The following is a 26,116-nucleotide window of genomic DNA, read 5'->3' as shown; positions in this document are numbered from 1 at the left end:
CATTTCCGCTGTCCGCACGTGGAACAGACGCTCCAAGTTCGGCGCAAGGATGAAATTCACGCCGACCGCTGGCGTGGTTGCAGGTCTTATAGATAATTTCCTAAAAACTTGCCATACCCGAGCACAGTCAAAATCGGACATTTTTTGACCCCGCTGCAAGCCGAAACCAGGAAAGAGCCGACGCATGCATCTCACCGCCGAAAATCTGGCTGCAAGGCGCGGTGAGGATCTCATTTTCGTTAACATTTCCTTTCACTTGGCGGCCGGCGAGGCGCTTGTCCTGACCGGAATAAATGGATCGGGAAAGTCCACTTTGCTGCGTGTCGTCGCCGGCCTCCTCAGGCCGGAAAAAGGCACTGTCATATTTCACGGCGAAGAGAGCCTGGGAGGCAGGGATCCCGGCGAGGTCAGCCACTACCTTGGCCATCGAAATGCGATGAAGAGTGAACTTACGGTTGCAGAAAACCTCGATTTCTGGCGCACCTTTCTCGGCAATACAGGCTCCGCCCCCCTTTCCGTCGAGGACGCCACTGACGCCGTCGGTCTTTCCGGCATCACCCACCTTCCCTTCGGTTATCTCTCCGCCGGCCAGCAGCGCCGGATAGCCTTCGCCAAGCTGCTCGTCGCCCACCGCCCCGTCTGGATCCTCGACGAACCGACCGCCGCACTCGACGCCAGCGCCGACCGGCTGTTTGCCGATTTGATCATGACGCATCTGGAAAAGGGCGGCATCGTGCTGGCGGCAACGCATCAGCCCTTGGGGCTGAGGAATGCGCAGGAATTGAAGATGACGGGCTTTGCCGGCGTGGATTCGGGGATATGGGGTTGATGTATCTCGGTGTGGCTACCCCCCTCTGCCCTGCCGGGCATCTCCCCCACAGGGGGAGAGATCACAAGCTGCTCAGCTTTCCCGCCTCGCAACCGGATTGCCGATTTGGATGGCCGATTGTTTGGGGAAGCAAGAGCATCCAGCCGATCTCCCCCCTTGTGGGGGAGATGCCCGGCAGGGCAGAGGGGGGTGCCCCGTCCACCGCACATCTAGAGAGCTGCCCCGCATGACCGCCCTCTTCTTCCGCGACCTGAAACTCTCGATTCGCGCTGGCGGCGGTGCGCTGATCGGCGTGCTGTTCTTCCTGACCATCGTCGCCGTCATTCCCTTCGGCGTCGGTCCCGATCTCAAACTGCTGTCGCGCATCGGCCCCGCCATTGTCTGGATCGGCGCGTTGCTCGCCGCCCTTCTCGGCCTCGACCGCCTGTTCCAGGCCGAGCGCGATGACGGATCGCTCGACTTGATGCTGATGCAGGAAACACCGCTCGTCCTCACCGTGCTGGTCAAATGCTTCGCCCATTGGACGGCCACTAGCCTGCCGCTGGTCATCGCCTCGCCGCTGCTCGGCCTCTTCATGAACATGGACGAGACCGCGATCGGCGCGACCATACTGACGCTGCTAGTCGGCTCGCCCGCCATCACCTTCATCGGCGCCGTGGGTGCTGCCGTTGCCGTGGCGCTGCCCCGCGGCGGCCTGCTGGTCTCGATCCTCGTGTTGCCATTGACCATCCCGGTGCTGATCTTCGGCGTCAGCGCCACCTATGCCGCAGTCGAGGATGCCGCCCCCTTCCTGCCGCCCTTCCTGATTCTCATTGCGCTGACACTCTTCTTCGCGGTCATCGGCCCGGCAGCCGCCGCCCTGGCGCTGCGAAACACAGCGGATTGATGGGGCGTTCGATTGCGGGAAAAGCCGGATCAAGGTAAGGAAGCGGACATGAGCGAAACGAGCCTTGCCATCAGCAAATTCAGTGATCTCGCCAACCCGACGCGGTTTCTGGCGCTGGCGGCGCGCGCCATTCCGTGGCTGACCGGCATCACCGCCCTCTGTTTTATCGTCGGTCTCTATCTGAGCTTCGCCACCGAAGGCGATTACCAGCAGGGCGAGACCGTGCGCATCATGTATGTGCATGTGCCCTCGGCCTGGCTTTCGATGATGTGCTATACGATCATGAGCCTCTCGGCGATCGGTACGCTGGTCTGGCGCCATCCGCTGGCCGATGTCTCCGCCAAGGCCGCTGCCCCGCTCGGCGCCGCCTTCACCCTGCTCGCGCTCGTCACCGGTTCGCTCTGGGGCAAGCCGATGTGGGGCACCTGGTGGGTGTGGGATGCGCGGCTGACCTCCGTCTTCGTCCTCTTCCTGATGTATCTCGGGCTGATTGCGCTCGGCCGCGCCATCGATGATCCGTCGAAGGCCGCGCGCGTCAGCGCCGTGCTCATCCTCGTCGGCTTCGTCAACATCCCGATCATCAAATTCTCGGTCGAGTGGTGGAACACGCTGCACCAATCGGCAAGCGTGCTGCGCCTCGACGGCCCGGCGATCGATCCGGAATTCCTGCGGCCGCTCTTCGTCATGGCGATCGCCTTCACCCTGCTCTTCTTCACGCTGCACATCATGGCGATGAGGAACGAGATCTGGCGCCGCCGCATTGCCGCCCAGCGCCGTCTTGCCGCCCGCATGGCGAGCCGGGAGGATTAATAGTGACGCATGCCTTCTACGTCTACGCTTCCTATGGCTTTGCAGCCCTGGTGACGATCGCAGTCACGGCCTGGACCTGGGCCGATGGCCGCGCCCGCCGCAGGGAACTTGCAGCCCTTGAGGCTGCCGGCATCCGCCGCCGTTCGGCGCGCCCCAAGGACAGTGTGGGGGATGGCGAATGAACGACACGCCGGAAAACACCGCCGCCAAGCCGCGCGGGCTGAGCCGTTACGCACTGGCGCTGCTGCCGCTCGTCGTCTTCGGCGGCATCGCCGCCACGGCGGCAAAGATGCTCTACGACCAGGACTTCCATGGCAAGAACATCGCCGAAATTCCCTCCGCCTTGATCGGCACCAAGGCGCCGGCGCTCAACCTGCCGCCGCTCGACGGCGCCAACCTGCCGGCGCTGACCGATGCGGCAATCAAGGGCAAGCTGACCCTCGTCAACGTCTTCGCCTCATGGTGCCTCCCCTGCCGCGACGAACATCCGGTATTGAAAGAACTGGCAAAAGACGGACGGCTGAACATCGTCGCCATCAATTACAAGGACCAGAGCGACAACGCCCTGCGTTTCCTCGGCGAGCTCGGCAACCCCTTTCAGGCGATCGGCATCGACCCGAACGGCAAGGCAGCGATCGACTGGGGTGTCTACGGCATTCCGGAAAGCTATCTGGTCGGGCCTGATGGCACCATCCTCTACAAGCGCGTCGGCCCCTTCGACGATATCAGCCTGAAGGAAGGGTTGTTTCCAGCGATGGAAAAGGTGCTCGGCAAGCCGACTTACTGAGTGAGTGATCCACAAAAAACCCCTCCCCAACCCCTCCCCACAAGGGGGAGGGACTTAACGTGCGGCTCTTGCCGTGCGTCCTATCAAACGTCCAGTGTGCAGTTGGTCTGGTTTGCGAGGCGGTGCCACGAGTTAGTCCCTCCCCCTTGTGGGGTGGGGTTGGGGAGGGGTCTTAACCCCCGCTCTGCCAGACCTTGATCGCCTCAACCGGCCAGATCAGCATCACAACGTTGAGCGTCAGGTTGTCGCGGATTATGTAGCCGGTAAAAATCTCGAAGAAGATGGCAATCGCCACCGTCAGCGCCACCGGCGCGCGCCGCGCGAAGAAGAAGCCGACGCACATGAAGACGGTGTCCATCGCCGAATTCAGGATGCTGTCGCCGTAATAATCGAGCGCGATGGTCGCCGTGCGGTAGCGGTCGATGATGAGAGGGGAGTTTTCGAGCAGCTCCCAGCCGGATTCGATGACCAGCGCCAGCAGCAGCCTTGCCGCCAGCGGCTTGCCGCGCAGGATAAGATGCGCGAGGCCGTAGAACAGGAAGCCGTGGATGATGTGCGACGGCGTGTACCAATCCGACAGATGCTGCGAATTGCCGCTGGTATTGACCCCGCCCTCCCACAGCTTGACATAACCGCAGGCGCAGATCGGCACGCGGCCCATCATAAATTCGGCAGCGATCTGAATGACCAGGACCACAAGGCAGGCGACGAACCAGAAGTTCTGGTGTCTTACGCGAGATTCTAAGTCGACAGCGCTCACTTCTCGCCTTCCGTTTCCAGGTTGACGCTATGCTTCAGCACCAGCGGCATCTGCGCCAGCGTGAAGATGATGGTGATCGGCATCGTGCCCCAGACCTTGAAGGCGACCCAGGTACCGTCGGAAAAATTGCGCCAGACGACTTCATTCAGCATGGCAAGGAAGAGAAAGAAGATGCCCCAGCGGATAGTGAGCTTGCGCCAACCCTCGGCATCGAGCTGGAAGGCGGCGTTGAAGACATAGCCGAGCAGCGACTTGCCGAAGGCCAGCCCGCCGAGCAGTGCCACGCCGAAGAGCGCGTTGACGATGGTCGGCTTCATCTTGATGAAGGTCTCGTTCTGCAGCCAGATCGACAGCGAGCCGAAGATGACGACGACGATGCCGGATACAAAAGGCATGATCGGCAGATGGCCGAGCACGATCTTCGAAACGATCAACGAGATGATCGTCGCCGCCATGAAGAGCCCGGTCGCGACGAACAGCGGTCCGCCCAATTCGGAAAGAGCCGGAAAGGTCTCCACCAGCCACTGGCCGCGCAGATTGGCGAAGAAGAAGATCATCAGCGGCCCGAGTTCCAGCGCCAGTTTCAGCAGCGGGTGATGCCGGTCGGCAGCAGACGGGGTGATATCGCTTTCGGTGCTCATGCGTTCTTCAAACCTGTTTTCCTGGAAACCTGTTTCCGGCCGTGCCTTGCAGGCTTTCGGCGGCATATCTGTGGCATCATTGCCCAAGTCCGGCAATGGCATGGGCAAAATCCTCGGCCTCGAACGGCTCCAGATCCTCGACGCCCTCGCCGACACCGATGAAATAGACCGGCAGCTTGTGCTTGGCGGAGATGGCGACGAGAATGCCGCCGCGCGCCGTGCCGTCGAGCTTGGTCATGATCAGCCCGTTGACGCCGGCGACGTTGCGGAAGATCTCGACCTGGCTGAGCGCGTTCTGCCCCGTGGTGGCGTCGAGGGTCTGCAGCACGGTATGCGGCGCATCGGGATCGAGTTTGCCGAGCACGCGCACGATCTTCTCGAGCTCGGCCATCAGCTCGGCCTTGTTCTGCAGGCGGCCGGCGGTATCGACGATCAGCACGTCGCATTTTTTCGCCTTTGCCTGTTCGAAGGCATCATAGGCAAGGCCTGCGGCATCCGCGCCGAGCTTGGTGCCGATGAATTCGGATTTCGTCCGGTCGGCCCAGATTTTCAGCTGCTCGATCGCCGCCGCACGGAAAGTATCGCCGGCAGCCAGCATCACCTTCAGCCCGGCGCCGGAAAGCTTCGCCGCAAGCTTGCCGATCGTCGTCGTCTTGCCCGTGCCGTTGACGCCGACGACGAGGATGACATGCGGCTTATGCGAAAGGTCGAGCTGCAACGGCTTGGCGACCGGCTTCAGCACCTTGGCGATTTCCGACGCCATGATGCGGCTGACATCCTCGCCGGTGACATCCTTGCCATAACGCTCGGAAGCGAGCGTATCGGTGACGCGCATGGCGGTCTCGACGCCGAGATCGGCCTGGATCAGCAGGTCTTCGAGATCCTGCAGCGTCTCGTCATCGAGCTTGCGCTTGGTGAAGAGCGCGGTGATCTGGCCGGTCAGCTGCGAAGAGGTGCGTGCAAGGCCATTGCGCAGGCGCTGGAACCAGCTGAGTTTTGGCTGCAGGACAACGGGCTCCGGCTCGACAACCTTCGGTCCGGTGGCAAAGCCCCTGGGGAGGATGGGAGAACCAATCTCCGGTTCTGCCATGGGGCTACCCCCCTCTGCCCTGCCGGGCATCTCCCCCACAGGTGGGGAGATTGGCTGGGAGGGCGAATCCAGTCCTGCGTCATCCTCAGTCGGAATCTCTTCCGGCTCAGCCGGAACCTCTTCCGGAAGCTTTTCAACGATCTCTTCGAGGTCAGCCGGCTGTTCTGGCGCTCCGGTCTCCACAGGATCTCCCGCCTCGTGCGGGAGACGTTCCAGAGGGACAGAAGCGGGTATTTCCGCAACGGGTTCGGCGACCGCCTGGATTTCAGCCTCCGCCTCCGCTGCTGCCTCGGCTTCCAGCAATGAGAGCGGAACGACACCCATGTCGCTCAGTTGGTCGGCGGCGGGCAGGATTGAGGATTCGACATCATCTTCAGCAACCGCTGCGACCCCGCCCTCGTCAATATCGGCAGCCGGCCCACCGGCCGTATCCATTTCCTCGGCCAGCACCGGATCGTCGGCAACCGGCAGATCTTCGTCGCGCGAACGCGGCTCCAGCTCCCTTTCCACGGCCGCAGGCACAGGTTCTTCAGCCGGCTTGCCGAAGGTGAAGACCTTTTTGATGAAACTGAGCGCCATGGGGATTCCGTGAAAGTCAGGCCGCGGCTGCGGCCGTCAATTGCATGTCGAGATGCTTGCCATTGTGGCCGGTGATCGTGACCGGCACAAGTTCGCCGGGACGAAGGCCGGGGGCTGCGACCAGCGTGAAGTTCTCCGTATGCGCCAGGCCGTTGTTTTCAACAAGCAGCCATTGCCGGGTTCCGATCATCTGATCGAGATGGGATTGATGCAGCCTATGTCCAGCGGCGCGCAGCCTTGCGGCACGATCCTTGACCAGCGACCGGTCGAGCTGCGGCATGCGGGCGGCCGGTGTGCCGGGACGCGGACTGTAGGGGAAGACATGCAGATGGGCGATGCCAGCCTCTTCCGCCAGCCGCACGGCATTCTCGAACATCTCTTCGGTTTCTGTGGGAAAGCCGGCGATCATATCGGCGCCGAAGCTCATTTCGGGGCGAAGCCGGCGCACATCCTCAATGAAACGCAGCGCATCGGCGCGTAAATGCCGTCGTTTCATGCGCTTCAGGATCATGTCGTCGCCATGCTGCAGCGACAGATGCAGATGCGGCATGAAGCGTGGCTCGTCGGCAATGAGATCCATCAGATGGGCATCGGCCTCGATGCTGTCGATCGAGGAAAGCCTGAGGCGGCGGATATCGGGGATCTGTTTCAGCAGCGTCTTCGCCAAAAGCCCGAGCGTCGGGGCGCCCGGCAGATCGCCGCCATAACTGGTTGCATCGACGCCGGTCAACACGATCTCGCGATAACCGCCGTCGACGAGATTGCGGGCCTGATCGACGACGGCTCCCATCGGTACGGAGCGGGAATTGCCGCGGCCATAGGGAATGATGCAGAAGGTGCAACGATGGTCGCAGCCGTTCTGCACCTGGATGAAGGCACGCACATGGCCGTCGATGTGCCTGACCATCTGCGGCGCCGTCGCCTTGACGCTCATAATGTCGTTGACCCGGAGCTTCTCTTCGGCCGAAACGCCGAAATCCGGCAGGCTGCGATAGGAGGCGCTGGTCAGCTTCTCCTCGTTGCCGAGCACGGCATCGACCTCTGCCATCGCGGCGAAGGTCTGTTTTTCCGTCTGCGCGGCGCAACCGGTGACGATGATGCGGGCATGCGGATTGTCGCGCCGTGCCCGGCGGATCGCCTGGCGGGCCTGGCGCACGGCCTCGCCGGTCACGGCACAGGTGTTGACCAGGATGGCGTTGTTGAGCCCGGCCTTCTCGGCCTGCGCCTTCATCACTTCGGATTCATATGTGTTGAGGCGGCAGCCGAAGGTAATGACCTCGATGCCGCTCACTGCGCCTCCGCCTCTCGGGTACCATCGCGCGACCAGAGACCGGTCGAAGGATCGACCCTGCCCGACCATTCCCATTCGGCCGGGCCGGTCATGATGACATGATCGTCGCGCTCGCGCCATTCGATGGAAAGCGTGGCCGGCGGCTTGGCGCTTGCCACATTAATCGTCACCTTGCGGCCGGTGCGGCCGGTGCGCGCAGCACTGACGGCAGCAGAACAGGCAGCCGAACCGCAGGCAAGCGTCAGTCCCGCGCCACGCTCCCAAGTGCGCGTCGTCACCGATGTCGGCGACGTCACTTGCGCCAGCGTGATATTGGCGCGCTCGGGAAACATCGGATGGTTTTCGAGCAGCGGTCCGAAGCGGGCGAGATCATAGGACATCACGTCCCTGTCCACCCAGAAGATCGCATGCGGATTGCCCATCGACATCGCCGACGGCGAATGCAGCACCGGCTTGTCGATCGGACCGATCTGCAACTCGATGCGGCTGGTGTCGTGGAATTCTTCCGCCAGCGGGATCCTGTCCCAATCGAACACCGGCCGGCCCATATCGACCGAGATCGTCCCGTCCTCGTGCTCGACGGCATTGAGGATGCCGGCGACCGTCTGGAAGGTAAAGACCTTCCTGCCGGTCTCGGCGGCAAGCGCCTGCACGACGCAGCGCGTGCCGTTGCCGCAGGCCTGCGCCTTCGAGCCATCGGAATTCAGGATATCGATGAAGGCATCGGTGCCTTCGGCCTTCGGATCATGGATCGCCATGATCTGATCGAACTCAGTCTGCGGATCGGCATTGAGCGCGAAAGCCGCCGCCGGCGTCACCTTGTCCGGCCGGCCGCGCATGTCGACGACCAGGATCTTGTTGCCAAGCCCGTTCATCCTCGCAAATTCGACCGTTGCGCTCATGGGTATCATTCCGTCTGTCTTTCCGGTGTATATGGCGGAAATGCGAAGGAATTACCAGTGGGTGATGCCGGGCAGGCGTTGCGGCCTGCTGACCCTTCGAGGCAGCAGTTCAGCTTTTACCGCTGTGCACCGTCGGGACCGAAGGACGCAGCATGGGCTTCGACAATCGCTGCGGTGATGACCTTTCTCAGCTCGTAGACCAGCGAGCGGGACCGCTTGCGATCCAGATCCTGTGCCGCCTTGGCAAGATTCAGGCCTTCGTTCAGGACAATATGATGGGCCCGCGCCAGCGCCCAGCTCTCAATATCAGGATTTAACATTCGATATCTCCGCCGATTCATTCGGCATCAAGGATATTCACGAATCATTTTACAGGACGCACTTAAGTAGAAAGTAGAATCACACGCCGAATAATTTGCAACCGGCGTTGCTAGCGAATTCAGGCCTCGACTGGAATATTTATCGTCAAAACCTGAAACCCTGGGGGATTGCGCGAGCCATTACATCGATTTGCTTGAATATGTACCTTCGCTGCAACCGCTGGGTGAAACGGCTTCCGAGAAGTCCGCCATGCGGTCATTTGTCCGCATTGCCTTGACTTTCGCGCGGCTTTCCTGTTTATCGCGCCCAATCCGCGACGAGCCGCATGACTCCGAGCCGCCGACCGGGACCTTAAGATCCCGGAGGTCAACACCCGACAGCGCGATGCGCCCTCGGGTGCTTTTTGGCTTTGCGTCTTGTTTTCGTCAAGGAAAAGCACGACGTTTCCGGGCAGGTAAGAACCCGCCCGAAACGTATCAAGGAAGAGCCGATGTTTGAAAACCTCCAGGACCGTCTTGGATCCATTCTGAATGGACTGACAGGCCGTGGCGCGCTTTCGGAAGCCGATGTTTCCGCAGCGCTGCGCGAGGTTCGCCGTGCGTTGCTGGAGGCCGACGTTGCGCTCGACGTCGTCCGTTCCTTCACCGACCGCGTGCGTGAAAAGGCCGTCGGCGCCGAGATCCTGAAGTCGATCAAGCCCGGCCAGATGGTCGTCAAGATCGTGCATGACGAACTGATCGAGATGCTGGGCGGCGAAGGCGTTGGCGTCGACCTTCATGCCGCTGCCCCTGTCGTCATCATGATGGTCGGCCTGCAGGGCTCCGGCAAGACGACGACGTCGGCGAAGATCGCCCATCGCCTGTCGACGCGCGAGAAGAAGAAGGTGCTGATGGCATCGCTCGACACGCGCCGTCCGGCAGCCCAGGAGCAGCTTCGCCAGCTCGGCGCCCAGGCCAATATCGACACGCTGCCTATTATATCAGGCCAGTCGCCGACCGATATCGCTGCTCGTGCCGTTCAAGCCGCAAAGCTTGGCGGCCATGACGTCGTCATCCTCGATACCGCCGGCCGTACGCATATCGACGAGCCCCTGATGGTCGAGATGGCCGACATCAAGAAGCGCTCGAACCCGCATGAAATCCTGCTGGTCGCCGATAGTTTGACAGGTCAGGACGCCGTCAACCTCGCCCGCAGTTTCGACGAACGCGTCGGCATCACCGGTCTGGTGCTGACCCGCATGGACGGCGATGGCCGCGGCGGTGCCGCCCTTTCGATGCGCGCCGTCACCGGCAAGCCGATCAAGCTGATCGGCGTCGGCGAGAAGATGAGCGAGCTGGAGGAATTCCATCCCCGCCGCATCGCCGACCGTATTCTCGGCATGGGCGACATCGTCTCGCTCGTCGAGCGCGCGGCGGAAAACATCGACGCCGAGAAGGCGGCCGCCATGGCCGCCAAGATGGCCAAGGGCAAGTTCGATCTCGACGACCTCGCCGACCAGCTGCGCCAGATGCAGAAGATGGGCGGCATGGGCGGCATCATGGGGATGATGCCCGGCATGGCCGGCATGAAGGACAAGATGGCCGCAGCCGGCCTCGACGACAAGCTTTTCGGCCGCCAGATCGCCATCATCCAGTCGATGACCAAGGCCGAGCGCACCAATCCCGACCTGCTCAAGCATTCGCGCAAGAAGCGCATCGCCGCCGGTTCCGGCACCGATGCCGCCGCCATCAACAAGCTTCTGAAGATGCATCGCCAGATGGCGGACATGATGAAGATGATGGGCGGCAAGGGCAAAGGCGGCATGATGAAGCAGATGATGGGCGGCCTTGCCGGCAAGATGGGCCTCGGCGGCGGCATGGGCGGCATGGGTGGCGGCATGCCCGATCTCTCGAATATCGATCCCCGACAGCTCGAGGCCTTGCAGAAGCAGGCGGAAGCGGCGGGGCTTGGAAAACCGGGTGGGGGCATGCCCGGTCTCGGCGGTATGCCGGGTGGTTTGTCGGGCCTCGGCGGCGCCAAGCTGCCGGGCCTTGGCGGTGGTTTCCCGGGATTGCCCGGATTGCCGAAGAAGAAGTGAAAGGATCGCTTGCCCCATGATTGATCCAAACGTCAAAGCCCAGCTCGCGAGCTATCGTCAGTCGATCGACAATATCGACGCCGCTCTCGTGCACATGCTGGCCGAACGCTTCCGCTGCACCAAAGAGGTCGGCGTGCTGAAGGCCAAATACAATTTGCCGCCGGCCGACCCGGCGCGCGAGGAATACCAGATCGAACGCCTTCGCCAGCTGGCGAAAGCCGCCAATCTGGACCCGGATTTCGCCGAGAAGTTCCTGAACTTCGTAATCAAGGAAGTCATCCGGCATCATGAGCAGATCGCTGCGGATCACGCTGAACAGAGCGCTGCAGCCCGATAACCCGTACCGCTCAAAAAAGCGGTCAAGAAAAGCCCAAGGAGTAAAGAACATGGCACTGAAAATTCGTCTCGCCCGCGGTGGTTCCAAGAAGCGCCCATATTACCACGTCGTTCTCGCCGATGCGCGCAGCCCGCGTGACGGCCGCTTCCTCGAAAACCTCGGTTCCTGGAACCCGATGCTTGCCAAGGACGATGAGAAGCGCGTTCAGTTGAACGCCGAGCGCATCAAGCACTGGATCGAACACGGCGCCCAGCCGACCGACCGCGTTCTGCGCTTCCTCGATGAGGCAGGCGTTGCCAAGCGCGAGGTCAAGAACAACCCGGTCAAGGCAAAGCCCGGCAAGCGCGCCCAGGAACGCGCCGCCGAAAAGGCTCAGAAGGTCACCGACGCCGCCGCTGCTGCTGCAGACGCCGCGGAATAATCGCGACACCCCCTTCGAGCGGGCGGCATGGCGACATGCCGCCCGTTTTCGTTTCCAATCGCACGCACTTCGTTTATGAGAAACCTGTCTTTCGGCTTCACATGAAGGAACCCATGACCAAGCTTGAAAACCCCGTTCTGATGGCGACGATCGGTGGCGCGCAGGGCCTCCGGGGCGAGGTGCGCGCCAAGGCCTATACGGCCGATCCCGGTGCGCTTGGCGACTACGGCCATCTGCACAGCATGGACGGCCGCAGCTTCGAAGTCCTCGAAATCCGCGAGATGAAGAATGTCGTCGTCGTCCGTTTCCGCGGCGTCAACGACCGCAATGCCGCCGAGGCTCTGAACGGGCTTGAACTCTATATCGAGCGGGACAACCTGCCGGACGAGGAGCTGGAGGACGACGAGTTCTACTATGCCGATCTCGAAGGGCTCGAGGCACGCGACGACAAGGGCGTCAGCTATGGCACCGTCACCGGCGTCTTCGATTTCGGCGCCGGCGACCTGCTGGAACTCAAAGGTCCGGGCAAGCGCCCGGTGCTGATCCCCTTCTCCGAAGCCTCGGTGCTGGAGATCGACCTCGAGGCCGGCACGCTGCTGATCGATCCGCTGGCGGCGGGGCTGGTCGAGGATCCCGAAGAGCTTTCGAAATTCACTCCCGACAAGCCGAAAAAGAAGAAGTAATGGCTTTCCGGGCGAGCGTGCTGACACTTTATCCGGAAATGTTTCCGGGGCATCTGGGCTTCTCGCTCGCCGGCAAGGCGATGGAGCGGGGGCAATGGTCGCTGGACACGGTTCAGATCCGCGACTTCGCCACCGACAGACATCGCACCGTCGATGACACCCCGGCCGGCGGCGGCGCCGGCATGGTGCTGAAGGCCGACGTTCTTGCACGTGCGATCGACAGCGCCTCAGAAAACGATACCCGCCCACGGCTGCTGATGAGCCCGCGCGGCCGGCCGCTGACGCAAGAGCGTGTGCGCGAGCTCGCGGCGGGCGACGGAATCATCATCGTCTGCGGCCGCTTCGAGGGTGTCGACCAGCGGGTGATCGAGGCGCGTGGACTGGAAGAGGTCTCGATCGGCGACTACGTGCTATCAGGCGGCGAGCCGGCGGCGCTGATCGTGCTCGATGCGATTATCCGCATCCTGCCTGGTGTCATGGGCAACGATCTTTCCGGCCTGCACGAAAGTTTCGAAGGCGGACTGCTGGAACATCCGCATTATACTCGGCCGCAGGAATGGGAAGGCCGGGAAATCCCCGCGATCCTCACCTCGGGCAACCACGGCGCGATCGAGAAATGGCGGCATCAGGAAGCGGTGCGGCTGACGCGGGAGCGGCGGCCGGATCTGCTGGAAAAGTCTGACGCATCGGCCCCAAAATCGGGATCGAATTTCGGAAAGCACGATGCGTAGATTCAAAATGTCACAACGTCCTTTGCGCCGTCTGAAAAGGCGATCGGCGCTGTAAAGTGAGAAAAACGGCTGATTTCGCAGCCCTTTTCACAAAAATGCCGCCCAAGGGATGACAAGCCCTGGCCTTTCGTGTATTGGCGCACGCGGAAATGGGGTTTATCCCCGTCTGCCAGCAAACAAAGAATGGCGAATCCGCTCCCGCCCTTGACGGGCAAAGTCCTGAGGCCAGTTCCGAAGGATCAGTGTCGAGCGCTCTGGCTGTTTCAGAAGAACCAAAGGTTAAGACGATGAACATCATTCAGCAGCTTGAGGCCGAACAGGCCGCCAAGATCGAAGCCAAGCGCACGCTTCCCGAATTTTCCCCGGGCGACACCGTCCGCGTCAACGTCAAGGTCACGGAAGGCACCCGTACCCGCGTTCAGGCCTATGAAGGCGTCTGCATCGCCCGCTCCGGCGGCGGCCTGCAGGAAAACTTCACGGTCCGCAAGATCTCCTACGGCGAAGGCGTCGAGCGCGTATTCCCGATCTACTCGCCGATGATCGAAAGCGTCGACGTCGTTCGCCGCGGTAAGGTCCGTCGCGCCAAGCTCTATTACCTGCGCGACCGTCGCGGCAAGTCTGCCCGTATCGTTGAAGACACCGGCGTCCGCGCCCGCAAGCTCAACGACGCCGAGCGCGCCGCCATTGCCGAGGAAAAGGCACGCATCGAAGCTGAAAAGGTTGCAGCAGCTCAGGCGCTCGCCGCCGAGAGGGCAGCAGCAGAAGCTGCGGAAGCCAAGGCCGCCGCTGAAAAGGCCGCCGCTGAAGCAGCCGCCGCTGCAGCGGAACCGGCAGCAGAATAAGACCTGCGCCACGCAAAATTCTTTGCTTGGAAAGGCGACCTTCGGGTCGCCTTTTCTATTTTTTGCTTCGGTGCGCAGCCGGCGGCCTTGCCTCGGGCCTATCTTCCGTGACAGTTTTTGCCGTTCAATTTTGGGGAACCGTTCAATGTTGTTTCGTCGTACCGTTCTTGCGAGCTTCGCCGCCCTTGCTCTTCTACCCCTCGCCGCATCGGCCGCCGAACTGCCCGATCTCGGCGGCAAGAGCGTCGTCGTCGTCACCGAGAATGCCTATCCGCCGCTGCAATTCGTCGATCCGAAATCCGGCAAGGCGATCGGCTGGGAATATGATGCGATGAACGAGATCGCCAAGCGGCTGAATTTCAAGGTCGAATACCAGAACACCAGCTGGGACGCGATGATCCAGGCGGTGTCCGACGGCCAGTACAACATCGGCATGACCGGCATCACCATCAAGGAAGACCGCAAGCAGAAGGTGGATTTCTCCGATCCCTATATGCGCTCGCAGCAGTTCATGCTGGTGCGCGGCGATGAGAAGCGCTTCACCGACGCCAAGTCCTTCGGCGAATTCAAGGATGGCCTGGTCGGCGCACAACCCGGCACCACGCCCTTCTACACCGCCGTCTACGAAGTGCTTGATGGCAACGAGCAGAACCCGCGCATCAAGCTCTTCGAAACCTTCGGCGCCACCGTCCAGGCCCTGAAGGCCGGCGACGTCGACGTCGTGCTGACCGACGGCACCGCCGGCAAGGGTTATGTCGACGCCTCGAACGGCGCCTTGAAGCTGATCGGCGAGCCGCTCGGCACCGAAGATTTCGGTTTCATCTTCCCGAAGGGGTCCGACCTCGTCGCCCCTGTTAATGCCGCCATCGCCGCACTCAAGGCCGACGGCACGCTGGATGGACTGAACAAGAAGTGGTTTCTCGACTACAAGATGGGCGAATGACGCCGAGCAACTATTGATGGCCCTGCGACCATCTCCAGACAGACACGTCAAGGACGACTATCCCTGGTGGCTGGTCGCCCTCATCACGATCGGCATCGTGCTTGCCGTTGTCATCGTCGCCAACGATATCTATGCCCAGGTCTTCCGCACCGTCGTCAACGGTGTCGGCGTCACCGTCTTCGTCACGCTGGTCGCCTTCGTGCTCGCCACCGTGCTCGGCCTCGGCATCTGCCTGCTCGGCATGGCCGACAGCCAGGTGTTGCGTCAGATTGCGCGCTTCTACATCGAGATCATCCGCGGCATACCGATCCTCGTGCTGCTGTTCTACGTCGCCTTCGTCGGCGCACCGGCTCTGGTTGCAGGCTATAATTTCCTGATTTCACCGCTGGTGACATCAGGCGTGGCCGAGCCCATCCTGGTGCGCGATCTCTCGCTGATGTGCCGAGCGATCATCGCGCTGACGGTCGGCTATTCCTCCTTCATCGCCGAAATCTTTCGGGCCGGTTTCCAGTCGGTCGATCTCGGCCAGATCGAGGCGGCCAAGGCGCTTGGCCTGTCGCGCTACCGACGCTTTCGTTCCGTCGTCTTCCCGCAGGCGATCCGGGTGATCTTCCCGCCGCTCTCCAACGATTTCGTCTCGATGGTGAAGGACAGCTCGCTCGTCTCGGTGCTCGGAGTCGCCGACATCACCCAGATGGGCAAGGTCTATGCCGCCGGTTCCTTCCGCTTCTTCGAGACCTATTCGATCGTCACCTATATCTATCTGATCCTGACGATCGGCCTGTCGCTGGCGCTGCGGCGGACGGAGAAATGGATGAAATCGCGGTAAGCGATCAATACGCTGCGCCGCTGAGAGGCCGCAGAGCGCCTACTGATGATTCAAATTGAAGCCGCCGCGAAAAATCGCTATATGCAGGGCCATGGAATCCAAGTTCAGATGCATTGGTGCGCATATTTTCGTGCTGCAGGATCACTATCGCCTGCCGGCGCGGTTTTTTGCGTGCGTGTCCGGTGCGCTCAACAGCCGACTTCGTTGATCGAATGACGGCCGGCGGAGCCTGATCTGCCATTTCTCGATTTTCCAAAAGCTTTAGAAAAACGGACTTAACGCCATGAGCGCACCGCGTACCATCTACGACAAGATCTGGGACGATCATCTGGTCGACGAACAGGCAGACGGCACCTGTCTTCTCTACATCGACCGCCACCTGGTCCACGAAGTCACCTCGCCGCAGGCTTTCGAAGGCCTGCGCATGACCGGCCGCAAGGTTCGCGCGCCGGAAAAGACGCTCGCCGTCGTCGACCATAACGTTCCGACTTCGCCCGACCGCCACCTCGGCATCAAGAACGAGGAAAGCCGCATCCAGGTGGAAGCGCTGGCGACCAACGCCGCCGAATTCGGCGTCGAATATTATTCGGCAAGCGACAAGCGCCAGGGCATCGTCCACATCGTCGGTCCGGAACAGGGCTTCACCCTGCCCGGCATGACCATCGTCTGCGGCGACAGCCACACCTCGACGCACGGCGCTTTCGGCGCGCTGGCGCACGGCATCGGCACCTCCGAGGTCGAGCATGTTCTGGCGACCCAGACGCTGATCCAGAAGAAGGCGAAAAACATGCTGGTGCGGGTCGACGGCGTGCTTCCGCCGCACGTCACCGCCAAGGACATCATCCTTGCCATCATCGGCGAGATCGGCACGGCCGGCGGCACCGGCCACGTCATCGAATTTGCCGGCGAAGCGATCCGCGCGCTGTCGATGGAAGGCCGCATGACCATCTGCAACATGACGATCGAAGGCGGCGCCCGCGCCGGCCTGATCGCCCCGGATGAAAAGACCTTCGAATATATCAAGGGCAAGCCGCGCGCGCCGAAGGGCGAGGCGCTGGAACAGGCGATCGCCTACTGGAAGACGCTGCAGACCGACGAGGGCGCTCATTACGACCGCGTCGTCGTGCTCGACGCCGCCAGCCTGCCGCCGATCGTTTCCTGGGGCTCCTCGCCCGAGGATGTCATCTCCGTCCAGGGCATCGTTCCGAACCCGGACGACATTCCGGACGAAACCAAGCGCACCTCCAAATGGCGCGCGCTCGACTATATGGGCCTGAAGCCGGGCACGAAGATGACCGACATCACGCTCGACCGCGTCTTCATCGGCTCCTGCACCAACGGCCGCATCGAGGATCTGCGCGAAGTCGCCAAGGTCGTCGAAGGCAAGACGGTTGCCCCGACTGTCGACGCGATGATCGTGCCGGGTTCCGGCCTCGTCAAGGAACAGGCGGAAGCCGAAGGTCTCGACAAGATCTTCAAGGCCGCCGGTTTCGACTGGCGCGAGCCGGGCTGCTCCATGTGCCTTGCCATGAACGACGACCGCCTGAAGCCGGGCGAACGCTGCGCTTCGACCTCGAACCGCAACTTCGAAGGCCGTCAGGGCTTCAAGGGCCGCACGCACCTCGTCTCGCCGGCAATGGCAGCCGCAGCCGCAATCGCCGGCCACTTCGTCGATATCCGCGAGTGGAACTGATCCATCAAAACGGATGACAATCAAAAGCCCACCGATGCCCCTGCGCATCGGTGGGCTTCGCATTTGTGGCACCCCCCTGTCTTCGGCGCCTGGTGGGTATTGCTTTCTTGGGCTCGTCAGTGAATGACCCGCATTCTCGATTTCACCCGTTCGGGCAATCGACATCGGGGAATGCCTGTGGCTTCATCCAGATGGCGCTTTCAGACGCATCTCGCGCGACTTTCGACAGGCACGCTTTCGCGCGTCCATTGCCGGTTTCGGCGATCACTGGCTTGGCTGCGCTACAGCGCCGCGCGTCTTTTCAGACGCGCAAAGGACGCTGTAACATTTTGAATTGCTGCATAATTTCATCCTTAAATCGATTCCGATTTAAGGAATTATGCAGGAGCAAAGTTCCGCGTTGTGTGATCTGGGAGAATAGCCATGAGACAGAAAATGGCAGGACGCCTGCCGCAAACCATCCTGGGCGTGTTCGCGTCGCTGGCATCAATCGATGCCGCTGCGGCTGCGCCGATCCATCCGCCGGCACCGCCGATGACGGTCTCTTCCAGCTTATGGCAACAGGTCGCGCAAGGCAAAGCACCAACTCTCAACGGATATCGCGGTTATAGCAACGCCCGGCCCGGCTATATCAAGAGCACGAACGGCTACTGGTACCCCTCGCGCGCCTTTGCTTCGGACGAATATACCGGCTCGATCGGACGGCCGCAGCGCCTGAACAATGCCTGCAACTACGGTTTTACCCCGACCAACGGCTCGTCCAAATGTAATTATTGAAGCGGCAGGCCCATCATAGAAAGGCCGCCGCGGGTGATCTCTCCCGAGGCGGCCGCTGATTGGCTTGGCGATAATCGAGACGACGATCAGAAGGTTGCCGTCATCGGATCCGGCCCCATGCGGGCACCGGCGCTGTCGAGCTTGGCGATCGCGGCCATATCGTCGGCATCGAGCTTGAAGTCGAACACCTGCAAATTCTCCTCGATGCGCGACGGCGTCACCGATTTCGGGATGACGACAAGGCCGGTGTCGATGTGCCAGCGGATGATGACCTGGGCCGGCGTCTTCTGATGCTTCTTGGCGATCTCACCGATCACCGCGTTCGAGATGAACTTGCCCTGGCCGAGCGGGCTCCAGGATTCGGTGGCGATGTTCAGCTTCTGATGAGCCGCCTGCGCCGCCTTCTGCTGGAAGTCGGGATGCAGCTCGATCTGGTTGATGACGGGGACGATGCCGGTTTCGCCGATGATGCGCTCAAGATGTTCGGGATTGAAATTCGACACGCCGATCGAGCGGGCACGGCCCTCTTCCCGGATGCGCACGAAAGCCTTCCAGGTTTCTGTATAAAGGCCGCGATGCGGCGACGGCCAGTGAATGAGATAGAGGTCGACATATTCGGAACCGAGCTTCTTCAGGCTGCCGTCGAAGGCGCGCAGCGTATTGTCAAAGCCTTGATCGGTATTCCTGAGCTTGGTGGTGACGAAGATGTCCTTGCGGTCGAGGCCGGAAGAGCGGATGCCTTCGCCGACGCCCTCTTCGTTGTCGTAGCCGGAAGCCGTATCGATGTGACGATAGCCGACGGCGATCGCCGTGCGCACGGTGGGAGCGGCAATATCCTGCGGCGTCTGCCAGACGCCGAGGCCGATTTGTGGAATGGAATGTCCGTCATGGAAAGTGATGATAGGTTGAGCGGTCACAATATATCTCCGGGAGTTTGAAGAATTGGACGAGGCATGAATTGCGCCCGCGCTTGCGGACGTCCCTGAACGCATTTCAGCCGGAGCGTTCGGTCACCGGAAACATATAGGTGACCGCATCCGGAAGACAATCAGACGACGCGGACAATCGTTCCCTTTCGAATGTGTGGCAGCAGGCGGCGCATGTCGCGCAGGCTCACCGCCACGCAGCCCGCCGTCGGCTCGTAGCCCGGCCGGATGAGATGGAAGAAGATCGCCGAGCCGCGATTGCGCGCACGCGAGGAGATGTTCCAGTCCATCACCAGGCAGATATCGTAGAGCCAGTCGCTGCGCCGCATCTCCTCGTGACTTGCGCTGAACGGCGCCCGGACGAGGCGGTTGTAGCTGGCATTGTCAGATTGATCGCACCAGAGCATGTCGGGCCGGATGCGGCGGATGGAAAGCGGAGTGACGAGCCGGCCGTTCCGCTCGCCACGCCGGAAGCCCGATATCAGCCTCATCGAGGCGATCGGCGTGGCGCCGTCGCCCTCGCGTTTCATCACGGTGCGGCCGGAGCGGCCGATCGCAGCGGGCACGGTGATGGCGCCGAACCGGACGATCGCCCGGCTCTTGCGCCCCGGCGCAGGACGCACCACGATCGTCGACGGCGTCATACCTCGCCTCTGCCTTGCTTTTTCCATTTTTCTCGCATGTCGTGCCTTGTCTGGGGCTTCGATTGAAATCATATCGAAACCGACCCGGCAACAGCCCGCTGCCCGATCCTTGCCAAACCAGGAATTTGGCGTAGGACTAGGGGACTTAACATGAGGACGCAAACGGCATGACCGCACGCACCATTCTTCTGGTGGATGACGACGATGACCTTCGGCAGACGCTGACGGAGCAATTGTCGCTGTATGAGGAATTCACGGTTCTGCAGGAAGCCAACGCCGGCAAGGGTGTCGCGACCGCCCGCGCGACGCCGATCGACCTGCTGATTATGGATGTCGGCCTGCCCGATATGGACGGCCGCGAGGCAGTGAAGCTGCTGCGCAAGGGCGGTTTCAAGGCGCCGATCATCATGCTGACTGGCCACGATACCGATTCGGACACGATCCTCGGTCTCGAAGCCGGCGCCAACGATTATGTCACCAAGCCTTTCCGCTTCGCCGTGCTGCTCGCCCGCATCCGCGTGCAGCTGCGCCAGCATGAGCAGAGCGAGGACGCGACCTTCACCGTCGGCCCCTACCTCTTCAAGCCGAGCCAGAAGCTCCTGACCACCGATAACGGCCAGAAGATCCGGCTGACGGAAAAGGAAGCGGCAATCATCCGCTATCTCTACCGCGCCGAACAGAAGGTCGTTACCCGCGACGTGCTGCTCGAAGAGGTCTGGGGCTATAATTCCGGGGTGACGACGCATACGCTGGAAACCCACGTCTATCGCCTGCGCCAGAAGATCGAGCGCGATCCCTCCAATGCTGAAATCCTCGTCACGGAAAACGGCGGCTACAAGATCATACCCTAGAGCATTTCCGTTTTTCCAAATCACGGAAGTGCTCTATCTCTTTGTTTTCACGCAATTCCCGGCAAAAGCGTTTCACGCTTTTCCTGGCAAAACCGCTAGACACTTCTGCTGGAATTGCTCTAAGGCGAAAAGCCCGCATGGCGCTGACCGACGACATCCACATGCTCGCGCAGCTTCCTCTGTTCAAAGACATGAACGAGGATCAGCTGCGGTTGATCGCCTTTGGCGCCGACCGGCGCATGATCGCTGCCGGCCAGATGCTGTTTCGCCAGGGCTCGCCCGCCGAGAGCGCCTATGTCATCCTCAGCGGCAGCCTGGAGCTGAGCGCAACGAGCAGCGACGGCATGCAGAGGACAGGGGGGATCGCCGGCCCCGGAACCCTGGTTTCCGAACTGGCGCTGGTGACCTTGGTAGAGCGTAAGTTCACCGCGGTAGCGCGCGAGGACACCAGCATCATCCGCATCACCCGCGCCCTGTTCCACCGGCTGATCGAGGAATATCCGGACGCAGCCCGGCTGATCGAGAACCGGATCCGCGACAATCTTGCCGAACTCGCGGCAAAGGCCGCAAGCCAGTTCTACCGCTTCAACTGATCCCGGTTAGAGCAGTTCTCCGCTTTACGAAAAGCTGAACCGCATCGCCCTAGAAATCGAAATGCGCCGTCACCGGTACGTGGTCGGAGGGCCGGTCCCAGCCGCGCGCCTCCTTCAGGATTTCTATCCGCTTCAGATGCGGCCCGAGATCCGACGACGACCAGATATGGTCGAGACGACGGCCGCGATCGGCGGCCTCCCAATCCTTGGCGCGGTAGCTCCACCAGGTGTAGAGTTTCTCGCTGGCAGGCACATGCTGGCGCATCAGATCGAGCCAGGCGCCGCGCTTCATCACCTCGAGCAGCCCCTCGGTTTCGACGGACGTATGGCTGACGATCTTCAGAAGCTGCTTGTGCGACCAGACATCATGCTCCAGCGGCGCGATGTTGAGGTCACCGACGAGGATGGCTGAGGTGTTGGCCTCGCCATTGGCTTTCAGCAGCTTCATCTCCTCGATGAAATCGAGCTTGTGGCCGAATTTCGGATTGATCGTGCGATCCGGCTCGTCGCCGCCGGCCGGGACATAGAAATTGTGCAGCCGAACGCGGCGATTGCCGTGCTCGAAGATCGCCGAGATGTGGCGCGCATCGCCGACGCCGCAATAATCCTGCCGGTGATCCTCGGTCAACGGAATGCGCGAGGCGATCGCCACGCCGTGATAGCCCTTCTGGCCATGGATGATGATGTGATTATAGCCCATCGCCCTGAGCGGTGCCGCGGGAAACAGGTCGTTCGTCACCTTGGTTTCCTGCAGGCAGAGGATATCGGGCCTGTGCTTGAGAACGAGCTGCTCGACGATGGGCATGCGCAACCGCACCGAATTGATGTTCCAGGTGGTGATCGAAAAGCCCATGCCCCATACCCTCTCGCGTCCAATGCCCGCATGCCGGCCGAACCCCGGCTCGACGCGATGCGCTTTATGAAAGGGCTTTAAAACAAAGGTGGACGCGAGGGAACCGGCCGCTAGCGCAATTCCAGCAAAAGTGCGCAGCGGCTTTGCGTCCGGAATTGCGTGGAAACAAAGAGATAGAGCATGATGCCGAAAAGTGTGAGCGGTTTTCGGACGACATCATGCTCAAATCTTTGATTGAGATCCGGATGTTTTCAACCTAATCCGGCCTGAAAACATCTGGATCTGGTAAAAGCGGCCGGCGATCAACCGAAAAGCTCTCAGTCGCGCGACTGAGGCGTGCCGGGAATGGTCTCATAGGGCACGCGGAAGACGCGATCGTCGAACTGCATGCCGGTTTTGACGTTGAAGATCATCACCGAGGTATCCTTGCCCTGATTGTCGGTGATCGTCCACTGGCGCAGGTCGTAGGTCTTCGGGTCGAACATCATGGTGATGGTCGAGTTTCCAAACACCGTATTGTTGCCGAGCGCGATCGTCGTCAGGTCGGACTCTTCCTTCACGCCCTTCACCATGCCGGCCGACAGGTCGATACGCTGCGCCAGGAGCAGGCTGAGCGGGGTCTTGGAGAGCGGATAGAGATCCCAGGTCTTGAGCTTCGTATTGCCGATGGCGACGTTCTTGCCGTCGGCAATTACCCGCATCGGCGACGGATCGTCATAGTTGAAGCGCAGCTTGCCGGGGCGCTGAATGAAGAACTTGCCGCCGGTCTGTTCGCCGCGCGGGCCGAACTGCACGAATTCGCCCTGCATTGTCGTGACACCGGAAAAATGATCGGCGATCGCCTGCGCTTTGCCGGAGGCGGGAGCCGCCGCCTGCGCGTAAGCGCCGAAGGGAATAGCGCTCGTTATCGCAGCGACGGCGAAGGCGCCGAGAAGGTCGCGGCGCGTTACCGTCAGGCCGGAGAGGAAGGTATCGGAGTGACTCATCTAAATCTCCTTTATGCGATCTGCATGCTGCCGAAAGGCGGCGTCTTCAAGGCGTTGCGATCGGCCTGCGAGAGGTAACGGCTTCGACGCTATCAGGTTTCCGCAAAAGCGGCTGTATTGGAAATATATGCCTGTTCTGTCAGCGGTCGAGGATGTCGCCTTCGGTCGGAACAAGGATCTCGCGTTTGCCGGCATGGTTGGCCGGTCCGATGATGCCCTCCTTCTCCATGCGCTCGACGAGCGAGGCGGCACGGTTGTAGCCGATGCCCAGCCGGCGCTGGACGTAGGAGGTCGACGCCTTGCCGTCGCGCAGCACGATGGCGACCGCCTGGTCGTAGGGATCTTCCGATTCGGAAAGATTGGACGTGCCGGCCGGGCCACCGCCGCCGTAATCGCCGTCTTCATCGTCATCGGCGGTGATCGCGTCGAGATATTGCGGCGAGCCCTGGGTCTTCAGGTAGGAGACGATCTCTTCCACCTCGACATCCGAAACGAACGGGCCGTGCACGCGCTGGATACGCCCGCCGCCCGCCATGTAGAGCATGTCGCCCATGCCGAGCAGCTGTTCGGCGCCCTGTTCGCCGAGAATGGTGCGGCTGTCGATCTTCGAGGTCACCTGGAAGGAGATGCGGGTCGGGAAGTTCGCCTTGATCGTGCCGGTGATGACGTCGACCGACGGACGCTGTGTCGCCATGATCACATGAATGCCGGCCGCACGCGCCATCTGCGCCAGACGCTGGACGGCGCCTTCGATATCCTTGCCGGCGACCATCATCAGGTCGGCCATCTCGTCGATGATCACGACGATATAGGGCATCGGCCGCAGATCGAATTCTTCGGTCTCGTACATCGCCTCGCCGGTATGGCGGTCGAAGCCGGTCTGCACCGTGCGCGAGATCGCCTCGCCCTTCGACAGCGCCTGCTCGACGCGGGTGTTGAAGCCGTCAATGTTGCGCACGCCGATCTTCGACATCTTCTTGTAGCGCTCTTCCATCTCGCGCACCGTCCATTTGAGCGCGACGACGGCCTTTTTCGGATCGGTGACGACAGGCGAAAGCAAATGCGGGATGCCGTCATAGACGGAGAGCTCGAGCATCTTCGGGTCGATCATGATCAGCCGGCACTGTTCCGGCGTCATGCGGTAGAGCAGCGACAGGATCATCGTGTTGATGGCGACCGACTTGCCGGAACCGGTGGTGCCGGCGACGAGCAGATGCGGCATCTTGGCGAGATCGGCGATCACGGCTTCGCCGCCGATCGTCTTGCCGAGCGCCATGGCGAGCTTCGCCTTGCTGCCTTCGAAATCCCGGGAGGCGACGAGTTCGCGCAGATAGACGGTCTCACGCGTCTGGTTCGGCAATTCGATGCCGATCGCGTTGCGGCCGGGCACGACGGCGACGCGGGCGGCAATGGCGCTCATCGAGCGGGCAATATCGTCGGCAAGGCCGATGACGCGCGACGACTTGATGCCGGGCGCCGGCTCCAGTTCGTAGAGCGTGACGACAGGGCCGGGGCGGACATGGATGATCTCGCCCTTGACGCCGAAATCTTCGAGCACGCCCTCGAGCATCCGGGCATTCTGTTCCAGCGCATCGGCCGAAAGCGTGGAGTCGCGCACGACATTCTTCGGTTCGGCGAGCAGATGCATCGACGGAAGCTGGAAACCCTCGGGACGAATGAACGAGCCCTGCGCTTCCCGCTCGATGCGGGCGCTGGGCTTCGGACGCGCGACCACCGGGACGACGCGTGGTTCCGGCTTGCCGGCGGCCTTTGCCGGCGCGCGGATCATCCAGTCGTCATCATCGTCGTCGGGCAGGATATCGGCCGGGCGCGGCGGCATGTCGTTATCGAAGGGCAGGTCGTCGTCATTATCGTCATCGTCATCGATGGACATCGACGGCGCCGAGACGATGCGCCGCGGTGATGCCGCCCTTGCTCCCATCGATGGCTCCATCGACGGTTCCATGCGCTCGCCGCGGACGGTCAGCGCCTTGGCACGAACGGGTTCGTTCAGCGTGCCGAATTCGTCATCGTTGAAATCATAAGGTGATTCGTAATCGCCCTGACGGCGCTTGCGCGGTCCCATGCCGAAGAGCCGGCGCAGCCGACCCTGGCTCATGTACCAGGCATGCGTCACGGCACCGCTGAAAGCGACCCAGCGGGACTCGTCCTCCTCCTCGTCCTCGTCTCCGACGACGCGAGCCTTGCTACGGGTATCAACGTAGTCCTCCTCGATCTCGTCGTCTGCGTCGCTGCGGCCGACGAGGCCTGAGGCAAAGAGCATCATCCAGGCGGTCGGCGCGGCAAAGATGCAGCCGACCACCATGGCGAAGGTGCCGGTGGGATAAGCACCGACGAAAAGTGCGGGAAAACGCAGGATCATATCTCCGATGACACCACCGATGCCGTTCGGGATCGGCCAGGTGAGCGGCGGCGGAAAGCAGCCGAGTACGGCGCAGGAAAGCACCGAACCGCCGAACCAGGCGCCGGCACGGGCGGGAATACGGCTGAAGCGGCGGCCCGAGATCAGCGTCAGCGCCCAGGCGACGATCGGCAACATCGAAACGACGCTGGCAAGCCCGAGGAACTGCATGACGATATCGGCAAAAGCAGCACCGGTGTAACCGAGAATATTCGTCGGCGAGTTGGCGGTCGCATAGGAATAGCTCGGATCCGCAACATTCCATGTCGCCAGCGCCGCGACGCAGAACGCCAGCAGCAGAAAGATCGCAAAGCCGATGAGCGCCTGGATCTGCCGTAGCATGAATGCCGAGAAGGAGAACCGATCCGGACGGCCATCCATTGCCGGCGACGTGCTTCTTGCCATGTGTCTAACCCGTCCAATGCCTGAGGACACGCGAATCGCTGAAGCTTCGCCGTGCCAAAATGCGTCCGCTCTACCTAATCAGAGCCGGGTTAAAGCGATGTTAACCATGCATGCCTGGACGTGCATTCCGAACCGGGAAATGAAAAAAGCCCGAACCTTGAAAGGTCCGGGCCAAATGCGGTCTATGGTTAGATAGGCCGCGACGGG

At 61.6% G+C, this 26,116-nt stretch carries 28 protein-coding genes; 17 read left to right on the top strand and 11 right to left on the bottom strand.

The features are described from left to right. Nucleotides 1-184: 184 nt before the first annotated feature. The 5 genes from ccmA to FFM53_RS14310 all read left to right on the top strand — a co-directional run bounded on the left by ccmA (nt 185) and on the right by FFM53_RS14310 (nt 3,312). The gene (gene ccmA, locus FFM53_RS14330; protein WP_138389443.1) at nt 185-829 is read left to right on the top strand and encodes a heme ABC exporter ATP-binding protein CcmA; all 645 of its coding nucleotides are present in this window, start codon (nt 185-187) and stop codon (nt 827-829) included. Nucleotides 830-1,055: 226 nt separating this feature from the next. Beyond that, on the top strand, nt 1,056-1,715 hold the full coding sequence (gene ccmB, locus FFM53_RS14325) for a heme exporter protein CcmB (RefSeq protein WP_138389441.1): 660 nt from the start codon (nt 1,056-1,058) through the stop codon (nt 1,713-1,715). 48 nt (nt 1,716-1,763) lie between these two features. Further along, nucleotides 1,764-2,525, top strand: a complete 762-nt coding sequence (locus FFM53_RS14320) for a heme ABC transporter permease (protein ID WP_138389440.1) — start codon at nt 1,764-1,766, stop codon at nt 2,523-2,525. Nucleotides 2,526-2,527: 2 nt separating this feature from the next. Beyond that, nucleotides 2,528-2,707: a heme exporter protein CcmD gene (gene ccmD, locus FFM53_RS14315; protein ID WP_012759361.1), complete on the top strand. Its 180-nt coding sequence runs from the start codon at nt 2,528-2,530 to the stop codon at nt 2,705-2,707. Further along, nucleotides 2,704-3,312, top strand: a complete 609-nt coding sequence (locus tag FFM53_RS14310) for a DsbE family thiol:disulfide interchange protein (RefSeq protein WP_138389439.1) — start codon at nt 2,704-2,706, stop codon at nt 3,310-3,312. The genes ccmD and FFM53_RS14310 overlap by 4 nt, the downstream gene beginning before the upstream one ends. A 172-nt stretch (nt 3,313-3,484) precedes the next feature. Here FFM53_RS14310 and FFM53_RS14305 read toward each other — a convergent pair whose 3' ends face one another. The 6 genes from FFM53_RS14305 to FFM53_RS14280 form a co-directional block, all read right to left on the bottom strand. Then, nucleotides 3,485-4,072 (bottom strand): DUF2585 domain-containing protein, encoded by a 588-nt coding sequence (locus FFM53_RS14305; RefSeq protein WP_138389438.1) that lies wholly within the window; start codon nt 4,070-4,072, stop codon nt 3,485-3,487. Next, the gene (locus tag FFM53_RS14300) at nt 4,069-4,713 is read right to left on the bottom strand and encodes a septation protein A (protein ID WP_138389437.1); all 645 of its coding nucleotides are present in this window, start codon (nt 4,711-4,713) and stop codon (nt 4,069-4,071) included. The genes FFM53_RS14305 and FFM53_RS14300 overlap by 4 nt, the downstream gene beginning before the upstream one ends. A 76-nt stretch (nt 4,714-4,789) precedes the next feature. After that, a complete protein-coding gene (gene ftsY / locus FFM53_RS14295; RefSeq protein ID WP_138389436.1) occupies nt 4,790-6,382 on the bottom strand; it encodes a signal recognition particle-docking protein FtsY in 1,593 nt (530 codons plus the stop codon). 16 nt (nt 6,383-6,398) lie between these two features. Further along, nucleotides 6,399-7,673, bottom strand: coding sequence for a tRNA (N(6)-L-threonylcarbamoyladenosine(37)-C(2))-methylthiotransferase MtaB (gene mtaB / locus FFM53_RS14290; protein ID WP_138389435.1), 1,275 nt, complete (start codon nt 7,671-7,673; stop codon nt 6,399-6,401). Further along, nucleotides 7,670-8,575: a diaminopimelate epimerase gene (dapF, locus tag FFM53_RS14285; RefSeq protein ID WP_138389434.1), complete on the bottom strand. Its 906-nt coding sequence runs from the start codon at nt 8,573-8,575 to the stop codon at nt 7,670-7,672. The genes mtaB and dapF overlap by 4 nt, the downstream gene beginning before the upstream one ends. A gap of 116 nt (nt 8,576-8,691) precedes the next feature. Further along, nucleotides 8,692-8,916, bottom strand: a complete 225-nt coding sequence (locus tag FFM53_RS14280) for a hypothetical protein (protein WP_138389433.1) — start codon at nt 8,914-8,916, stop codon at nt 8,692-8,694. 470 nt (nt 8,917-9,386) lie between these two features. Here FFM53_RS14280 and ffh point away from each other — a divergent pair, with 470 nt between their 5' ends. From ffh to FFM53_RS14230, 10 genes are all read left to right on the top strand, one after another. Then, nucleotides 9,387-10,973 carry a signal recognition particle protein gene (ffh, locus tag FFM53_RS14275; RefSeq protein WP_138331848.1) on the top strand — a complete coding sequence of 529 codons (1,587 nt, stop codon included), beginning with the start codon at nt 9,387-9,389 and terminating at the stop codon, nt 10,971-10,973. Nucleotides 10,974-10,989: 16 nt separating this feature from the next. Then, complete coding sequence (locus FFM53_RS14270) at nt 10,990-11,310, top strand: chorismate mutase (protein WP_003543666.1); 321 nt, start codon at nt 10,990-10,992, stop codon at nt 11,308-11,310. Between the two features lie 49 nt (nt 11,311-11,359). After that, nucleotides 11,360-11,731, top strand: a complete 372-nt coding sequence (gene rpsP / locus FFM53_RS14265) for a 30S ribosomal protein S16 (protein ID WP_012759371.1) — start codon at nt 11,360-11,362, stop codon at nt 11,729-11,731. A gap of 113 nt (nt 11,732-11,844) precedes the next feature. Continuing rightward, nucleotides 11,845-12,414, top strand: coding sequence for a ribosome maturation factor RimM (gene rimM, locus FFM53_RS14260; RefSeq protein ID WP_012759372.1), 570 nt, complete (start codon nt 11,845-11,847; stop codon nt 12,412-12,414). After that, nucleotides 12,414-13,145 carry a tRNA (guanosine(37)-N1)-methyltransferase TrmD gene (gene trmD / locus FFM53_RS14255; RefSeq protein WP_138389432.1) on the top strand — a complete coding sequence of 244 codons (732 nt, stop codon included), beginning with the start codon at nt 12,414-12,416 and terminating at the stop codon, nt 13,143-13,145. Before rimM ends, trmD begins: the two co-directional genes overlap by 1 nt. Before the next feature lie 287 nt (nt 13,146-13,432). Further along, on the top strand, nt 13,433-13,987 hold the full coding sequence (gene rplS, locus FFM53_RS14250) for a 50S ribosomal protein L19 (RefSeq protein WP_012759374.1): 555 nt from the start codon (nt 13,433-13,435) through the stop codon (nt 13,985-13,987). A 145-nt stretch (nt 13,988-14,132) separates the two neighbouring features. Next, entirely contained in the window at nt 14,133-14,930 is a 798-nt protein-coding gene (locus tag FFM53_RS14245) for a basic amino acid ABC transporter substrate-binding protein (protein WP_011653909.1), read from the top strand. 16 nt (nt 14,931-14,946) lie between these two features. Continuing rightward, nucleotides 14,947-15,759: an amino acid ABC transporter permease gene (locus FFM53_RS14240; protein WP_138389431.1), complete on the top strand. Its 813-nt coding sequence runs from the start codon at nt 14,947-14,949 to the stop codon at nt 15,757-15,759. Nucleotides 15,760-16,042: 283 nt separating this feature from the next. Next, on the top strand, nt 16,043-17,452 hold the full coding sequence (gene leuC / locus FFM53_RS14235; RefSeq protein WP_138331850.1) for a 3-isopropylmalate dehydratase large subunit: 1,410 nt from the start codon (nt 16,043-16,045) through the stop codon (nt 17,450-17,452). 423 nt (nt 17,453-17,875) lie between these two features. Then, nucleotides 17,876-18,229, top strand: coding sequence for a cell surface protein (locus FFM53_RS14230; protein ID WP_138389430.1), 354 nt, complete (start codon nt 17,876-17,878; stop codon nt 18,227-18,229). Nucleotides 18,230-18,315: 86 nt separating this feature from the next. Here FFM53_RS14230 and FFM53_RS14225 read toward each other — a convergent pair whose 3' ends face one another. Beyond that, on the bottom strand, nt 18,316-19,146 hold the full coding sequence (locus FFM53_RS14225; RefSeq protein ID WP_138389429.1) for an aldo/keto reductase: 831 nt from the start codon (nt 19,144-19,146) through the stop codon (nt 18,316-18,318). A gap of 131 nt (nt 19,147-19,277) precedes the next feature. Continuing rightward, the gene (locus FFM53_RS14220; protein ID WP_138331853.1) at nt 19,278-19,799 is read right to left on the bottom strand and encodes a L,D-transpeptidase family protein; all 522 of its coding nucleotides are present in this window, start codon (nt 19,797-19,799) and stop codon (nt 19,278-19,280) included. A gap of 167 nt (nt 19,800-19,966) precedes the next feature. On the opposite strand from FFM53_RS14220, the gene FFM53_RS14215 reads away from it, so the two are divergent. Then, entirely contained in the window at nt 19,967-20,650 is a 684-nt protein-coding gene (locus FFM53_RS14215; RefSeq protein ID WP_017995455.1) for a response regulator transcription factor, read from the top strand. 137 nt (nt 20,651-20,787) lie between these two features. After that, complete coding sequence (locus tag FFM53_RS14210) at nt 20,788-21,243, top strand: cyclic nucleotide-binding domain-containing protein (RefSeq protein WP_029870886.1); 456 nt, start codon at nt 20,788-20,790, stop codon at nt 21,241-21,243. Nucleotides 21,244-21,292: 49 nt separating this feature from the next. On the opposite strand, the gene FFM53_RS14205 is transcribed toward FFM53_RS14210, so the two are convergent. From FFM53_RS14205 to FFM53_RS14195, 3 genes are all read right to left on the bottom strand, one after another. Next, on the bottom strand, nt 21,293-22,096 hold the full coding sequence (locus FFM53_RS14205) for an exodeoxyribonuclease III (protein ID WP_138389428.1): 804 nt from the start codon (nt 22,094-22,096) through the stop codon (nt 21,293-21,295). A gap of 317 nt (nt 22,097-22,413) precedes the next feature. Further along, the gene (locus FFM53_RS14200; protein WP_138331854.1) at nt 22,414-23,082 is read right to left on the bottom strand and encodes an outer membrane lipoprotein carrier protein LolA; all 669 of its coding nucleotides are present in this window, start codon (nt 23,080-23,082) and stop codon (nt 22,414-22,416) included. Nucleotides 23,083-23,221: 139 nt separating this feature from the next. Beyond that, entirely contained in the window at nt 23,222-25,909 is a 2,688-nt protein-coding gene (locus FFM53_RS14195; protein WP_138331855.1) for a DNA translocase FtsK, read from the bottom strand. Nucleotides 25,910-26,116 lie beyond the last annotated feature (207 nt).

This window comes from Rhizobium indicum, from assembly GCF_005862305.2.
GTDB lineage: Bacteria > Pseudomonadota > Alphaproteobacteria > Rhizobiales > Rhizobiaceae > Rhizobium > Rhizobium indicum.
Note: the sequence above shows the minus strand (reverse complement) of the source record. Positions and strands in the feature narration are given on the sequence as shown.

Coding starts and splice junctions, on each gene's coding strand:
- FFM53_RS14220 (WP_138331853.1), bottom strand. CDS start 19,799: ATGACGCCGTCGACGATCGTGGTGCGTCCTGCGCCGGGGCGCAAGAGC.
- FFM53_RS14320 (WP_138389440.1), top strand. CDS start 1,764: ATGAGCGAAACGAGCCTTGCCATCAGCAAATTCAGTGATCTCGCCAAC.
- FFM53_RS14280 (WP_138389433.1), bottom strand. CDS start 8,916: ATGAATCGGCGGAGATATCGAATGTTAAATCCTGATATTGAGAGCTGG.
- FFM53_RS14210 (WP_029870886.1), top strand. CDS start 20,788: ATGGCGCTGACCGACGACATCCACATGCTCGCGCAGCTTCCTCTGTTC.
- FFM53_RS14240 (WP_138389431.1), top strand. CDS start 14,947: ATGGCCCTGCGACCATCTCCAGACAGACACGTCAAGGACGACTATCCC.
- FFM53_RS14300 (WP_138389437.1), bottom strand. CDS start 4,713: ATGAGCACCGAAAGCGATATCACCCCGTCTGCTGCCGACCGGCATCAC.
- rimM (WP_012759372.1), top strand. CDS start 11,845: ATGACCAAGCTTGAAAACCCCGTTCTGATGGCGACGATCGGTGGCGCG.
- FFM53_RS14245 (WP_011653909.1), top strand. CDS start 14,133: ATGTTGTTTCGTCGTACCGTTCTTGCGAGCTTCGCCGCCCTTGCTCTT.
- FFM53_RS14205 (WP_138389428.1), bottom strand. CDS start 22,096: ATGGGCTTTTCGATCACCACCTGGAACATCAATTCGGTGCGGTTGCGC.
- FFM53_RS14270 (WP_003543666.1), top strand. CDS start 10,990: ATGATTGATCCAAACGTCAAAGCCCAGCTCGCGAGCTATCGTCAGTCG.
- FFM53_RS14195 (WP_138331855.1), bottom strand. CDS start 25,909: ATGGCAAGAAGCACGTCGCCGGCAATGGATGGCCGTCCGGATCGGTTC.
- ccmB (WP_138389441.1), top strand. CDS start 1,056: ATGACCGCCCTCTTCTTCCGCGACCTGAAACTCTCGATTCGCGCTGGC.
- FFM53_RS14200 (WP_138331854.1), bottom strand. CDS start 23,082: ATGAGTCACTCCGATACCTTCCTCTCCGGCCTGACGGTAACGCGCCGC.
- FFM53_RS14215 (WP_017995455.1), top strand. CDS start 19,967: ATGACCGCACGCACCATTCTTCTGGTGGATGACGACGATGACCTTCGG.
- FFM53_RS14230 (WP_138389430.1), top strand. CDS start 17,876: ATGAGACAGAAAATGGCAGGACGCCTGCCGCAAACCATCCTGGGCGTG.
- dapF (WP_138389434.1), bottom strand. CDS start 8,575: ATGAGCGCAACGGTCGAATTTGCGAGGATGAACGGGCTTGGCAACAAG.
- FFM53_RS14310 (WP_138389439.1), top strand. CDS start 2,704: ATGAACGACACGCCGGAAAACACCGCCGCCAAGCCGCGCGGGCTGAGC.
- trmD (WP_138389432.1), top strand. CDS start 12,414: ATGGCTTTCCGGGCGAGCGTGCTGACACTTTATCCGGAAATGTTTCCG.
- rplS (WP_012759374.1), top strand. CDS start 13,433: ATGAACATCATTCAGCAGCTTGAGGCCGAACAGGCCGCCAAGATCGAA.
- rpsP (WP_012759371.1), top strand. CDS start 11,360: ATGGCACTGAAAATTCGTCTCGCCCGCGGTGGTTCCAAGAAGCGCCCA.
- ccmA (WP_138389443.1), top strand. CDS start 185: ATGCATCTCACCGCCGAAAATCTGGCTGCAAGGCGCGGTGAGGATCTC.
- leuC (WP_138331850.1), top strand. CDS start 16,043: ATGAGCGCACCGCGTACCATCTACGACAAGATCTGGGACGATCATCTG.
- ffh (WP_138331848.1), top strand. CDS start 9,387: ATGTTTGAAAACCTCCAGGACCGTCTTGGATCCATTCTGAATGGACTG.
- ftsY (WP_138389436.1), bottom strand. CDS start 6,382: ATGGCGCTCAGTTTCATCAAAAAGGTCTTCACCTTCGGCAAGCCGGCT.